Source organism: Aureispira anguillae, assembly GCF_026000115.1.
Lineage (GTDB): Bacteria > Bacteroidota > Bacteroidia > Chitinophagales > Saprospiraceae > Aureispira > Aureispira anguillae.
Map to the genome: position 1 here is coordinate 2229635 of NZ_AP026867.1, position 14693 is coordinate 2244327.

Here is a 14693-nt window from a genome sequence, read left to right on the forward strand (position 1 = left end):
AATTGCACTGTAGTAATTAGGAGATGAGGGGTAAGGTTTCTTTTCAGATGTGAAATTAACATAGTAATTATAGTCGCCCAACTATAATTAAATCAATTGTTATCAAAAATAAAAAAATATTGCAGGATAACAAGATTTGCGCAGTGTTTTATTTTTGGTGGTAACTAAAAAATAAAACACTGCGCAATAAAGGAAAGCTGCTTATGCTTAAAGAGTAATTATTCTTTAATCACTTTAAGAGTTGCCGTACCTTCTTCTGTTTGCACGGTTACAAAGTACAAGCCTTTTGCTAATTGTTCTAGATTTAGATTCATTGCTTGTTGTTGAGTGTATTGGTTTATCATAACGGTTTGCCCCATATTATTACTGAGTTGAATCGTTATGCTTTGGTATTCTTTGTCCAAGTTGAGATTTAGGCTTTTGTGGGTAGGATTAGGGTAAGCAGTTAAGGTTATTAAATCTGCAACAATTGTAGGATTATTTAAATAACAGTTGGTGCTAAAGCTCACACCTGCATCTACTGCACTAGTATTAGCCCAATTAGTTGTAGCGTAAGAAACATCATCTACTTGTATACAGGTTAGACTATCATTATTTGCCGCACCAAAGTAAGCAAGGTTCGTATTATTGCCATTTTGCATATTTAATTCTTTTAACTTATTGTTTTGGCAAAAGAATTGAGTGAGGTTAATATTGGGAACAATGCTTGAAGTTTCTAACTCATTGTGATCACAAGCAAATACAGTAAGTCCAGTAAGTGCCGTAACATCCAATGTTTTTATTTGATTAAAACCACAATCTAAATGATTAAGATTAATGTTACTTGAAACATCTAAACTAGATAATTCATTGCTACGGCAACTTAAATAAGTAAGCCCCGTAAAAGCCTCAATTCCTGTTAAATCTTTGATTTGTTGTCCTGAAACATCTAAAGTGCCAATTAATGCTTGCGCTTCTGTTACCTGTATTTCTGTATCGCTATTGGTGTTGATTGTAGTGGTATTAGCCAGCAAATAACCTTTAAAATTAGGATCTGGGATATAAACAATATGAGGAAAATTACAATTGGTATTAAAGCTTGAAGTCGCATCGATATTTGTCCAGTTGGTAGTTGAATAGCTGCTATTGTCAACCTGTATGCAACTTAGATTGGCATTATTGGTAGCATCAAAGGCTGTAAAGTTATTATTGTTGCCATTCTGTACATTTAAATCAGCCAATTGGTTGTTGCTGCAATTTAGGTCGGTAAGACTTGTATTAAGCGCCAAGTCTAAAAAATTCAATTGGTTATTTTGACAAAGTAATTGAGTTAGGTTGGTGTTTCCAAAAAGGTATACAGCAGTCAATTGGTTGTCGCTACAGTCTAGTTGCGTAAGACCAGAAGCAGTGTGAAAATCTAAGCTGCTAATTTGGTTATTACTACAATTTACTTGTGTGAGCTGTGTGTTATTCGAACAATCTAAGGTATGAATTTGGTTGTTGTTGCAGTTTAGTTGGGTAAGTTGAGTGTTTGTTTCTAGTTTTAATTGATAAAGTAGGTTATTGTCGCAATCTAATCGACTTAGGTTGATATTTTTAGAAAGATCTAGATAAGATAGTTGGTTGCTACCACAATATAGTTCTGTAATATTAGTGAAATACTGAATACCAGCAAGGCTAGCAATGTTTTTATTAGCAACGCTAATGCTGCCCGCATAGGCTTGTGCTTCTGTCACTTGAATTTCTGTATCTCCGTTGGTATTAATCGTTGCATTTCCTACCAATTCTGCTTTGAAGATAGAATCGGGAATATAAACAACATAATCAAAATTACAGTTGGTGCTAAAACTAGCAGTTGCGTCTATATTGGTCCAATTGGCGTTTGAATAATTCACATCGTCTACTTGAATGCAGGTTAAATTGGGGGTACTGGTGGAATTAAAAGATGTAAAGTTATTATTATTTCCGTTTTGAGCATTAAGAACTGTTAAAGGATTAGTTTGACACCAGAGAATAGCTATATCATGATTGTTGCTTATGTTTAAACTTGTTATTTGATTGTTTGCACATTGAAGCGTATGAAGGTGTATATTAGCAGAAATATCTAAACCAGTTAATTGGCTTGTATTACATTGCAAGTAAGTAAGATTTACATTGGAAGAAACATCAAGATGGTTTAACTGATTACCACTACAATATAGTTGGGTGATGTTGGTAAAAGCTTCAATTCCTGTTAGATCAGCAATATTTTGACCGCTAACATTTATTGTTCCTGTATGTGCCTCCGCTTCCGATAGCTGAATTTCACTATCTCCATTGGTATTAATACTAGCGTTGCCAACCAAGTAACTTTTAAAGTTAGCATCAGGAATTACAACAATTTGAGCATTGACTTGGCTTAAACATAATATTAGGGCAATAAATATGGATAAGTATTGTTTCATTTTGTCTGTTTTATAGAGGTAGTATGTCCTCTTATGATTGAATAATGATATAAATATATGTTATTATTTTTTAATATCCAATAGAGCTGCTTCTCCCATTATTACAGTGGTCTCTATATCGTGGAATAGATTTGTTGGGCTTTGGAATAAGCATAAGGCAATCCAGCAGGTTGAAAGGGAAGGATTTGTTTAAATTGATTTTTCCTGATCAAGTGCCCCCTAATAGCTCCAAATTCAGTGGGAGTATTTTTAAGTATTTTATTTCCTTTTTTGTGTTTGCTAATTAATACCTCTAGAGCCTCAATCATTTTGATATATATCGCATAAACAAGTTCCTCTTCTCCCTCCTCAAAGGGGTAATAGTTTCCATGAAAAGTCAAGTTTCTTATTTTAGCTGCATACTTAAAAAGTAACTCCGTCAAAATCTTAAGTTTTTGATTCTTTTTGAGTAGTTGCGCCCAATATTGTTTATTATTCGCTCTTTGGTTGAGCAAAGTTAGTACAAGTTTCCTCAATTGATCCTCTGTACAGGGAATCCAAGATTTAGAAACATAGCTTTTGGCTTCCTTATATTTTGCCCCTTTCAGCCTAAGAGCTGTTAAAGCAATATATTTTAGATAGGTTTCAAAAAATTTGTGTATTTGTTCTATATCCCTTGGCGTTTTTGGCAAACCTATTTTGGATGCAATGTAATTATTGATATAAACCTTAGTATGCATGGGAACGTTTTTTATGAGTTGCTATAATACTGCCTTGAAAAGAGAAAGTCAACTTTTATGCAATGATTTTTAATAACAATTATTAAGTTTGTACGGATTGCTTTTTTTACTAAATACTTATAAGATTGGACACGAATTTACAAAAACAAATTACGACATTATTTGAGTCATGGGCAAAAGAATCCGTCCAAAAACTAGAACAATTGCCCCAAGCTGGCTCTGATCGATGCTATTTTCGAACTATTGGCGCAACAAAAAGAGCTTTAGTCGCATTTAATCGTTCTAAAAAGGAGAATACAACTTTTATCGATTATACGCAACATTTTAGAAAAAAGGGAATTGCATTGCCCGAAATCTACGCTCAAGACTTAGCAAATGATCTTTATTTATTAGAAGATTTGAGCGATATGACTCTATTGCATCATTTGGAAACGGAACGCATTAATAAACGACCTTCTCCCCAGACTATTGGTTATTACAAAAAAGCGCTTTCGTCCTTGGCTTTTATGCAAATCAAAGGAATTGAGGGGTTACAAATTGATGATTATCATACTCCTGCTTCTTTTAATGAACAAGCTATATTGTGGGATTTGCAATATTTTAAATATTGTTTTCTAAAAACGTGCAAAGTAGAATTTGATGAATATTTATTGGAGCAAGATTTTGATCAGTTAGCAGCATATTTGGGCAATGAGGAGCAATTATTTTTTATGTTCCGTGATTTTCAGGCTAGGAATATCATGCTACAAAATGAGGAAGTTTATTTTATCGATTATCAAGGAGGCAAAAGAGGTCCTTTGCAATACGATGTCGTTTCTTTATTGTTCCAAGCAAAGGCAGATTTGCCCAACGAATTGAGAGTAGAATTATTGGATCATTATATAGAGGAGGCATCCCAATTTATCTCAATTGATGCTGAACAGTTCAGAAATAAATTCTACGCATTTGCATTAATTCGTACCTTGCAAGTCTTGGGAGCTTATGGATTTAAAGGACTTTATGAGCAAAAAGCGCACTTTGTTGCCAGCATCCCATTTGCCTTAAAGAACCTAAGTTGGTTGTTGGAGTCGGTTGATTTTCCAATCCGCTTAGATTATCTAAAAAAAGTCTTGAGGGAACTGCTAAAACAACAAGATAAATTTTCAGCCAAAGCGCCTGTTCAAAAAGCGGATCAATTAACAGTTAGAATTCAAAGTTTTTCATACAAGCGAGGTATTCCTGAAGACCCCTCAGGAAATGGTGGAGGTTTTGTTTTTGATTGCCGATTTATTCACAATCCAGGGCGTTACACCCCTTATAAAAAATTGACAGGACGAGATCAGCCTGTGATTGACTTTTTTAAAACGCAAAGCACTATTGAAAATTTTGTTCACAAAGTTGAGGAGATTGTAGACGAAGCCGTACAGAATTATATTCAACGTGGGTTTGCGAACCTCTGTATCAACTTTGGGTGTACTGGAGGGCAACATCGCTCTGTTTTTTCAGCGGATTATATTGCTAATTATTTGAAAGAAAAATATCCTGTTAATGTGATACTACACCATCGAGAACAAGAACGGAAGAATTGGAAAAACTAAAATTATTGTTGTGTCAATTCCAAAGCCAAAAACCTTTTAACGAACTTGTTAAAAGGTTTTTGATTTTAGTATAGAATATTTTATTGTTTTTGAATACGGAGGCTGTTGATTTGAGAATTAGAAATTACACGAATCAAGTACATCCCATTAGGAAGGTTTTTTAAATTCATTTCGGTGTCCAATTGCCCTATATCATGCTTTTGGTCAACAAGAACGCCTCTTATGTCATAAATAAATACCTTTTCGATGTTTTGGGATAAGCTCTGTATTTTAACACCCCCAGTGGTTGGATTGGGGTAAGCCATTAAATTTTGTTCTTTTTTGTTTGTGTTGGTTAATCCTAAATTAGGATCTGTTATCAATATTTGTGAACGAGTCGGACTAGTTGGGATCACGGTTCCGTTATGATCGATATATCGCACATTAGTTATATCGAAATCTAAACGCACAAAAGAAGATTTTGGTAATACATCGTCTTTGATGGTCAAATTAATATGCCCTATTGTGCCGCTGCCTACTACAGAGTTATGATCTATTCTAGTTAAAGCTACTTCTACCTGCCCTTGGTGATAAAAGTCTTTGGAAATTCCTATCATATCACTGTTGATTGTTCCTAACCAGCTAGTTGTGAAATCCATCGAAACGGTATTGGTATCAACCCCAAGTGGATCATAGTTGATGGTAAAGGCAATCCCATAACCATTGCTAGGGGTAGTCCCTAGAACTATCGGCAAACTTACAACATCTCCTGGTGCAACAGTAGCCGTATCGATATAAAGGTCAACACCAGTGGTTACGCTATTTCCATTTTTTAAGTGTGTTTGTGCCCAGTTCAAAATAATAGCATTGGTGTCCGTTCCATTAATTAGACCATCTCCATTACAATCTGTGTGTTTAAGGTCTATCGTTGGCATCCCTGAAATGGTAGTTCCCCAGTCACGAGAAGGCTGGCAAGTGTAGTTGATTGTAGCGTTGGTCCGAGTACTTCCTGTTGCATTATAGTGCAATCCAATAGGGAGTAAATCATGATTATTGGCAATCCCATCATTATCTGCATCTCCTGGCCATACACAACTAGCCGTGGTGACATAAATAATTGTTGTATCACAAACTTGGACGGGCAAAACGCCGATATTAGCTGTACCACAATCTACCCAAACAATGGTATCAACTCCTTGCATCCCTCCACTACTTGTATAATCAAAGCAATTTGTTAACGAATAGGTGATTGAGCCATAAGTAAGCGGATTGTTTATTGGCGAAGACCCTGTATGTGTAACAAAACTAGGTATGTTTGAGCAATAATTAATAGTTGAGTCTAGGGCAACCTCTAAATAAACGGTGTCGGTTTGGTATGGATGTATGGTAATGGTGTCCATGCTAATACACCCCAATGTATTATGAGTGGCAGTAAGGACATATTGCGTCGGTGTATTAGGGTTAGCCAAAGGATTGGGACATGCTGAACAGGATAAATCACTTGCAGGAGCCCAATTGTAGGATGTTTGGTTGGGGTAACTACTGTTGGTTTGTATCGGATGAGGGGTGCCTTGATAGACAATTCCATATTTCTCCCCATTAGATATAATGGCATTGGTAATTTCTACTCCAAAATCAATGCTATCAGGGGTAATGCAAGCATTGTTGGTACAACCATTGCCATTGGTTACAGTAACACAGTAAGAGAGACCTGGCATTGTGTAAGTGATGCTTGGAGAGGTACTTCCTGTACTCCAATTATAGGTACAACCACCTGTGCAATTTGAGCTAACTGCGGTAAGCGTTCCCGTTGTTCCTTGACAAATGGTGTCTAGGCTATTAATAGAAACAGTAAGAGCAGTTGGATCACTTATAGTGATGGTGTCTCGTCCTATACAACCATTGGCATCTACGACATCAATAATGTATTGCCCAGAACATAAATTAGAAAAAGTATTACTGGCTGTGAAGGTTCCTCCACCATTAGCGTATTGATAGGGAGGGGCTCCTCCTGTAACAATTACCGAAATAGAAGCATCGCAGGTTCCAAAGCAAGAAACAGCAGTGTCCAATACTGTGGTCACGGCTATTGGAGTAGGTGCTCCGATATTTACACAGGTAGAATCGAAACAACCATTGGCATCTGTTACGGTTACGCAATGGGAAGCGCTAGAAAGTCCTATAGCTGTTAGACCAGTTTGGTTGCCTGCACTGGGAGACCATAGAAAAGCATAGGAACCAACACCACCTGACCCCACTACCGTTGCGGTACCATCTGTCATTCCATTACAACTGGCATTTGTTGAACTGGCAATAGAGGCTGTAACAGCAGTCGGTTCCGTCATATAAATACAACTAGTATCTATACATCCATTGGCATCTGCTACAGTAACGCAAAAGTTGCCTGCACACAGCCCTGTAATCGTTTGAGTTATCGCTCCATTTGCCCAAGTATAGGTGTAGGCACCAACTCCTCCAGCCGCTGTGACGGTAGCAGCTCCATCACAAGCTCCGAAGCAGGAAATATTGCTGTCGATAGTGACATTAGCTGCAACCATTGTCACTGGCTCTGTGATGATTACCTGATGGGAATTTGTACAACCATTAGCATCTTCTGCTGTAACGGAATATACCCCTGCACACAATCCTGAAATGGATTCTGTAGTAGCACCATTGGACCAAAGATAATCATAGGGAGCGACTCCTCCTGTAGAGCTTACAGTAGCAGAACCATCACAGTTCCCAAAACAAGAAACGCCCGAACCATTATAATTAGAGGTGGGTGCTGCTGTGGAGGTTAAGTTAGTAAGTGGTTCTGTAATTATTGGGGTCAGAATAGTATCACAACCCAAATTATCTTCTACGGTTATATTATAAGCGCCAGCTGCTAATCCTGTAATTGTAAATCCTGCGCTAACTGTTGTTGTTCCTGTATTCCAAATATAAGTGTAGGGTGTTTGACCATTATTGGGGGAAATGCTAATAATCCCTGTCGTTCCTCCTTTACAAGAAACGTTGGCTATATTTGTGGTAACACTCAGGCATTGTGCGTCCAATTCCTGATGGAAAAAGAGGCTGAGTAAAAAAGCTATTTTGATAAATGTTCTCATTGATATAAGGTATTTGTATGTTGTAATTCTAGAATGATTTAAAAAGATAATAAGTGCCTAAGAGACACGGTTCTATTTTAGTGGTTCAAAATCTTGATTTTCCATACTACAAATATAAATGAACCTCAGCCTAAAAAAAATAAAAAAAGAAAGCGATTCTAAGATTTTAAATTTCATAAAATCCTTTTTATGTTCTTATTATTAAGTGTTTACGTTTTTATTTCTAAGAAAAAAAAGACTTTATTTCCTTCACCTATCATAGATTTACTTTAATCGAGAGGAAATAAGAAATATTTTTGGGGGGATATGTGGAGAGTCTATACTTTTTTTATAATCTTTAACAAAGGAGTCCATCATTCCGTTGAAAAACATAAAGTAGCAATGTGGCTAAGTAAAAAACTAAAACCTCGAAAGAGCAACGGAGTATTACTAATTATAACAATAACGCTCTAATGAAAAATTCTAAGCTAATTGGGATCTTAAAAACCTTAGAAACGAAAGAACTTACTCGGTTTAGAGAATACGTCCATTCGCCTTTTTTTAACAAGCATAAAATTGTTAATAAACTCTGTGATTACATTTTAAAATTTGCGCCTAAATTTGATAGTGAAAAACTGAACAAAAAAAACATTTATAAAGTATTGTTTCCTAACACTATTTATAATGAAACGCATATCTATACCCACACCTCCAATTTAACACTTTTGTTGGTAGATTATCTCGCTGTTACAGGTTTCCAGAAGAATCCGTTGCAAATGAAATTATATGCGCTGAAAGCATTGAGAAACAAAGGCTTGTCAAAGCAATTTCATCAAACGGCTAAACAATATCAGAACTTATTGGATAAAAGAAGGCTTAAAGATCGAGATTATCATTTCTATCAGGCTGAATTATACCATGAATTTGACCAAATCAACCCCATTCGCAACCAGGATCAAAATATTCAATTGAGGGATACAGAATCGGAAATTGTGTTTTTGATTGACAAAATGCAAATTGCTTGCGATATGATTAATAGAAATAGCATCATTGGATCCAATTATGAAGCAAGTGGAATTGATTTTGTCTTAGAATGGCTAGAAACAGATCAATCTTATTATCTAAATTTCCCAGAACTACGGATAAATTACACCATCTACAAATTAATTAAAACGGAAGAAAAGCAATATTATGATGATCTGAGGTTGTTTCTTGCCGATAAAACGCATTGGTATTCCAAATCCAAAATCAAAGTAATTTATGACTATTTGACCAATCACTGTATAAAAAAAATGAATACAGGCGATAAAGAATATCTAAGGGAGTTTTTTGAATTGCACCGTTTTTTATTGAGCGAAAAAATTCTACTACTAGAGGACAATAGCTTGGATGAATGGGATTACAAAAACATCGTAACTGTTGGTGCTCGTTTGGAGGAATTCGATTGGGTCAAATCCTTTATTTATAAGTATAAAAACTTCGTAAAGTCTAGTTCAAGGGAAAATGTATTCAATTACAACCTAGCTTATTATTACTACAGCAAGAAAAATTATAGCAAAGCGCTTGGTTTATTGCACCACGTAGAATTTACAGACGCATCTTATTATATCGGAGCCAAGATTATTCAATTAAAATGCTATTATACCTTGGGAGAACTGGAAGCTTCTTTGTCCTTAATTGCAACATTTAAAAATTATATACAAAGAAGCAAAGTCTTATCTGATTACAAAAAAGCAATGAATCAAAATATGCTGAGAATGGCAAAAAAGATTATTGTACTCGAATCTAAAAAAATAGCCCTATCTAAAAAGGAATTGGATCAACAGAAAACAAAATTGCAGGATCAGATCAAAAATCTATCTCCAATTGCTAATGCAGATTGGTTAGTTGATATTTTGTCTTAAAGAGTTTACCGCTCTATCGGCTTGATTATTAAAAAAATATTCTTTGATAAATCGATTTTTTTTTTGCGAAGCTAAAAAATATTTCCTAGCTTTATAGTAATGCAACAACAATCCACACATATTACCTCTTCTACAACATCATTGGAAAATGATGCGTTTGTTGTTGGCACATCTACAACTATCTTCACTACAACTACCCCCTAGGGGGTATATATGAACATATCAGGCACTTTGTGCATTCTTCCCATTCGTGAATAAAAATTCACTCATCCATTTTTTTTTTATTATCAACCGAATTAAAAATTATATGCTAGTCATAAAATTTGGAGGTAGTAGTGTTGCCTCATCTCAAAATATCAAGAAGGTAAAGGTCGTTTTGAGCCAAAAAAAACAGCCCTTTTTTTTAGTTGTTTCTGCGTTTTCAGGAACAACAGATTTATTACAAAATGCTGCAAAACAAGCTTTAGGGGGGACAGATTCTTACCTCAACACCTTAGATGCTCTAAAAAATAGACACTTTTTAATTGCGAAAGAACTCATTCTACTAGAAAACCAAGCCGACACGCTGATTTATATCCAAAAGCAGTTCAACCAATTAACTGCGCTTTGCGAGGGAGTATTCGCCCTTGGGGAACTAACAGATAAAACCCTTGCTCGGATTATGAGCTTTGGAGAACTGTTTTCCTCCTTTATTATTGGGCATTATCTTTGTCAAGAAGCGCTTAATGTTGAATGGATTAATAGCTTGGACTATATCAAAGCAGAAGGAAATTATTTGGAAGGGGAACTTAATAGAACGGAAACGGCTTCGTTGATTAAAGATTTGGACAAAACTCGGAATTATATCGCTCCTGGATTTATTGCTTCAAACTCCAAGGGGGAAATTGTTTTGTTGGGAAGGGGAGGCTCAGATTATAGTGCTGCTATATTCGCAGGAAATCTGAATGTAAACGGCCTAGAAATATGGAGTGATGTAGATGGCATGTTAGATGCAAATCCCAAATTGGTTAAATCTGCCAGAACCATCAAAGAACTGAGCTATAAAGAAGCTTTTGAGCTTTCGCATTTTGGTGCAAAGGTCTTGTATGCCCCAACGATCCGCCCAGTGATGAATAAAGGAATTCCCATCCAGTTAAAAAATACATTCTCCCCTGAAAAAAAAGGTACTTATATCGGCAATAAATTAAAACAAGAACCTCAGAATAGTGTAAAAGGGATTTCCTCCATAGCGGGTCTTAGTCTTATAACCGTTGCGGGAATTGGGTTGGCAGGAATAAAGGGAATGGCAAAAAAAGTATTTGCTACTTTAGAGCGTGCATCGGTTAATGTTGTCTTGATTACCCAATGTTGTTCAGAGCAAAATATTTGTATTGGAGTTGTTGACAAAGACAAAAACCAAGCAGTGACAGCATTAAATGAAGCTTTTGATTCAGAGATAAGAAAGTTGTTGGTTGATAAAATTATTGCCAAATCCAATTATTCCGTTATTGCACTTGTTGGGGATAATATGAAAATGAAAGTTGGCTTATCAGGGCAACTATTTGGAGCATTAGGGCAAAATGGAATTAACATAATTGCTATTGCTCAAGGAGCCTCTGAGCGAAATATTTCAGTTGTTATTGACACCAAAGACGAGAAAAAGGCAACGAATGTTTTACACGAATGTTTTTTTAATACAGTAAGTAAAAAAGTGCACCTTTTTGTAGCAGGGCTTGGTAATGTAGGCAAGCAATTTTTCAAAATTATAGCTGAACAAAAGGCTACTTTATTAGCAGAAAACAATCTAGATCTTAGGTTGGTTGGTATTGCGAATAGCAAACGGATGGTATTGGACGAGTTGGGAATTGATTGGGATCAAGGGGGAGTTGCTCTTGCGCAAGGTACTGAGGTCGGTCATTTTTCAGATTTTGTAGAGGGTATGAAAAAAATGAATCTCAGGAATAGTATTTTTATTGACAACACTGCATCCGAGGAGGTTAGTGCCTCTTATTTAGAAATTTTGAAGGAATCTATTTCTGTTATTACCTGCAATAAAATTGCCTGTAGTTCCAGTTATGAGCATTACAAAGGCTTAAAAGATACCGCTAAGAAATTTAATTGTTTTTTCAATTACGAAACAACAGTTGGGGCGGCTCTGCCTGTCATCAAAACAATTCAAGATTTGAGGTTAAGTGGAGATAAAATTAACCGTATTCAAGCCGTTCTTTCTGGCAGTTTAAATTTTATCTTTAATCATTATAATTCATCGAAGAATACCTTTGTTGAAATTGTAAAACAAGCCAAAGAGGAAGGCTATACAGAACCCAATCCATTGATCGATTTGAGTGGTATAGACGTTATGAGAAAAATATTGATCTTAGCTAGAGAAGCAGGTTATTCTTTAGAAATGGATGAAGTGGTTGCGAATGCGTTCATTCCAGAAAATTGCTTGCACGCTCAAAATGCAACAGCGCTTTTTGAAGCAATAGAACAATCCGAATCTCATTTTAAACAATTGTATGAGGACGCTAGCTCAACCGATAGCAAGCTCAAGGTTATTGCGACTTTCGAAAAGGGTAAGGCTTGGGTTGGTCTCGAAAAGGTTCAATCTAGCAGTCCATTTTTTCATCTAGAAGGCAAAGACAACATTGTTTCGATCCAATCTAGACGGTATCCTACAGAACCACTGGTTATAAAGGGAGCAGGAGCTGGCGCTGAGCTAACAGCAGCAGGTGTTTTTGCAGATCTAATGCTTATTATAAATAAATCGATTAATTAAAAAACATGATGAAAAAAATTAGTGCATTTGCCCCTGCAACCATTGCCAATTTTTCGGTAGGATTTGATGTACTGGGCTTAGCTTTAGATTCTATTGGAGACACAGTAGAAGTGGTTTTAAATAACGAGACTGAAAATAAAATTAAAGAGATTGTAGGAGGTAGTGACTTGCCCACCAATATTGAAAAAAATTGTTGTTCTGTAGTCATTAGAAAAATGCAAGAACGACTCGATGATTTTCGGGGTGTTGATATTCGAATCAAAAAAGGATTTAAATCAGGGAGCGGCTTAGGATCTAGTAGTGCTAGTAGTGCGGCTGCCGCCTATGCTTATAATGAGTTAATAGGAAGCCCTTTTAGCGAACAAGAGTTGGTTGCGTTTGCAGCAGAAGGAGAGCGAGTTGCCTGCGGAGCTGCTCACGCCGATAATGTTGCACCTGCCATAATGGGAGGCTTGGTCTTGGTGCGTGCTCATGATCCTATAGATGTCATTTCTTTACCGATACCAAAAAACCTTTATGCAATACTTCTTTTTCCTGACGTAAAAATCAATACTGCCGACTCAAGAGAGGTAATGAATAAAAACATTTCGCTGGACAAAGCTTGCAGCCAATGGGCAAATTTAGGAGCTTTTATTAGCAGTTTATATCAAAATGACCTCGAATTATTGTCCAAATCCATGCAGGATTTTGTTGCGGAGCCTGTTCGATCCTTATTTATCCCGAAATTCCAAGCACTAAAAAAAGCGGCATTAGAAAATAAGGCGCTAGGTTTTGGAATTTCTGGATCTGGTCCCTCTGTTTTTGCCCTAGCATCAAGCAAAGCTTCTGCTCAAACGATCCAAAAGGCTTTACTAGACCAGTTTGAAGGTAGTTCTGTTAAGACCATGAGTTTCATAGAATCTCTAGATGGCAATCAAGGAGCTAGAATTATTGAATCATTTTAAGACAAAAAAACATGAATTATATTAGCACAAAAGACAAAAATGAACTCGTTTCTTTTGAAGAAGCGGTCGTTAAAGGTCTGGCTCTGAACAAAGCCTTATTCATGCCTGAGCGCATTCCAGTATTGCCTAGACATTTTTGGGAAGAAATAGCAAGGTATACAGATCATGAGATCGCTTTCGAAGCACTTTTTCCCTTTGTTAAAGACTCGATTGATGAACCTTCTTTAAAGAAAATAATTGCAGAAACCATATCCTTTCCAACACCTACTGTTTTCGTAGAAGAGAATATTTATTCTTTAGAGTTATTCCATGGACCAACAAAAGCATTCAAGGATGTTGGTGCCCGTTTTATGTCGAGGTGCCTAGCTCATTTTGTGGGCAAGAGTGATAAAAAAGTAACCATTTTGGTCGCAACCTCAGGGGATACGGGAAGTGCTGTTGCAAATGGATTTTATAATGTTACTGGGGTTGATGTTGTTATCTTGTTTCCCAAAGGCAAAGTTAGCCCATATCAGGAATTTCAAATGACCTCTTTAGGGGGAAATATTAGGGCGGTTGAGGTTGACGGTGTTTTTGATGATTGCCAAGCTCTAGTCAAGGAAGCTTTTAGCGACATTGAATTAAACCAGCGATTGAATCTGAGTTCGGCAAATTCTATTAATATTGCTCGGTTATTGCCCCAAATGCTGTATTATTTCTTCGCTTATAAAGAACTGAAAAAAAAGGATAAGAAAATTGTTTTTTCCGTTCCGAGTGGAAACTTTGGGAACTTAACGGCAGGGATTATTGCTAAAAAAATGGGTTTGCCTGTGCAGTTTATCGCTGCAACCAATTCTAACGACACGTTTAGGCATTATATGGAAACGGGGGAGTACCTCCCTAAGGCATCTGTAAGCACCTATTCTAATGCAATGGACGTGGGAGCACCAAGTAATTTTGAGCGATTGATGCATCTCTACGACTCTGATTTAAAGCAAATTCGTAGAGATATACAAGCCGAATCTATTGATGATGCAGCTACCCTAAAAGAAATTGAAGAGGTCTATAAAAAGTCTGCTTATTTGCTAGATCCCCATGGCGCAGTGGGGATAAAATCTCTTCGTCATAGATTAAAAGAAGGACAGATTGGAGTGTTTTTAGAAACGGCACATCCTAAGAAATTTGAAGAGGTGGTTCAAAAGGCAATTCCTAATTACCCTAAAAATGAAGTGGATCTAGGCGCTTGTAAAAAAGAGTGTATTGGGAAGGAGTATATAGCGTTTAAAACGCTGTTACAGGAGCGAAATAACAAATAACCCAT

Annotated in this window: 8 protein-coding genes; 5 read left to right on the forward strand and 3 right to left on the reverse strand. The window is 36.5% G+C overall.

Annotated elements, in window-relative coordinates; translation table 11 throughout:
• Nucleotides 1–218 precede the first annotated feature (218 nt).
• The gene (locus AsAng_RS08600; RefSeq protein WP_264792361.1) at nt 219–2423 is read right to left on the reverse strand and encodes a T9SS type A sorting domain-containing protein; all 2205 of its coding nucleotides are present in this window, start codon (nt 2421–2423) and stop codon (nt 219–221) included.
• Between the two features lie 113 nt (nt 2424–2536).
• Complete coding sequence (locus AsAng_RS08605) at nt 2537–3142, reverse strand: hypothetical protein (RefSeq protein ID WP_264792362.1); 606 nt, start codon at nt 3140–3142, stop codon at nt 2537–2539.
• A gap of 125 nt (nt 3143–3267) precedes the next feature.
• Between AsAng_RS08605 and AsAng_RS08610 the strand changes: the two genes are divergently transcribed.
• The gene (locus tag AsAng_RS08610; protein ID WP_264792363.1) at nt 3268–4719 is read left to right on the forward strand and encodes a RapZ C-terminal domain-containing protein; all 1452 of its coding nucleotides are present in this window, start codon (nt 3268–3270) and stop codon (nt 4717–4719) included.
• Nucleotides 4720–4799: 80 nt separating this feature from the next.
• On the opposite strand, the gene AsAng_RS08615 is transcribed toward AsAng_RS08610, so the two are convergent.
• Nucleotides 4800–7808, reverse strand: a complete 3009-nt coding sequence (locus AsAng_RS08615; protein WP_264792364.1) for a T9SS type A sorting domain-containing protein — start codon at nt 7806–7808, stop codon at nt 4800–4802.
• Between the two features lie 452 nt (nt 7809–8260).
• On the opposite strand from AsAng_RS08615, the gene AsAng_RS08620 reads away from it, so the two are divergent.
• The 4 genes from AsAng_RS08620 (at nt 8261) to thrC (ending at nt 14688) form a co-directional block, all read left to right on the forward strand.
• Complete coding sequence (locus tag AsAng_RS08620) at nt 8261–9691, forward strand: hypothetical protein (protein WP_264792365.1); 1431 nt, start codon at nt 8261–8263, stop codon at nt 9689–9691.
• A 307-nt stretch (nt 9692–9998) separates the two neighbouring features.
• A complete protein-coding gene (gene thrA / locus AsAng_RS08625) occupies nt 9999–12449 on the forward strand; it encodes a bifunctional aspartate kinase/homoserine dehydrogenase I (RefSeq protein WP_264792366.1) in 2451 nt (816 codons plus the stop codon).
• A 5-nt stretch (nt 12450–12454) separates the two neighbouring features.
• Nucleotides 12455–13393, forward strand: coding sequence for a homoserine kinase (locus AsAng_RS08630; protein ID WP_264792367.1), 939 nt, complete (start codon nt 12455–12457; stop codon nt 13391–13393).
• Nucleotides 13394–13404: 11 nt separating this feature from the next.
• Nucleotides 13405–14688 carry a threonine synthase gene (gene thrC / locus AsAng_RS08635; protein ID WP_264792368.1) on the forward strand — a complete coding sequence of 428 codons (1284 nt, stop codon included), beginning with the start codon at nt 13405–13407 and terminating at the stop codon, nt 14686–14688.
• The last annotated feature ends 5 nt before the right edge of the window (nt 14689–14693 follow it).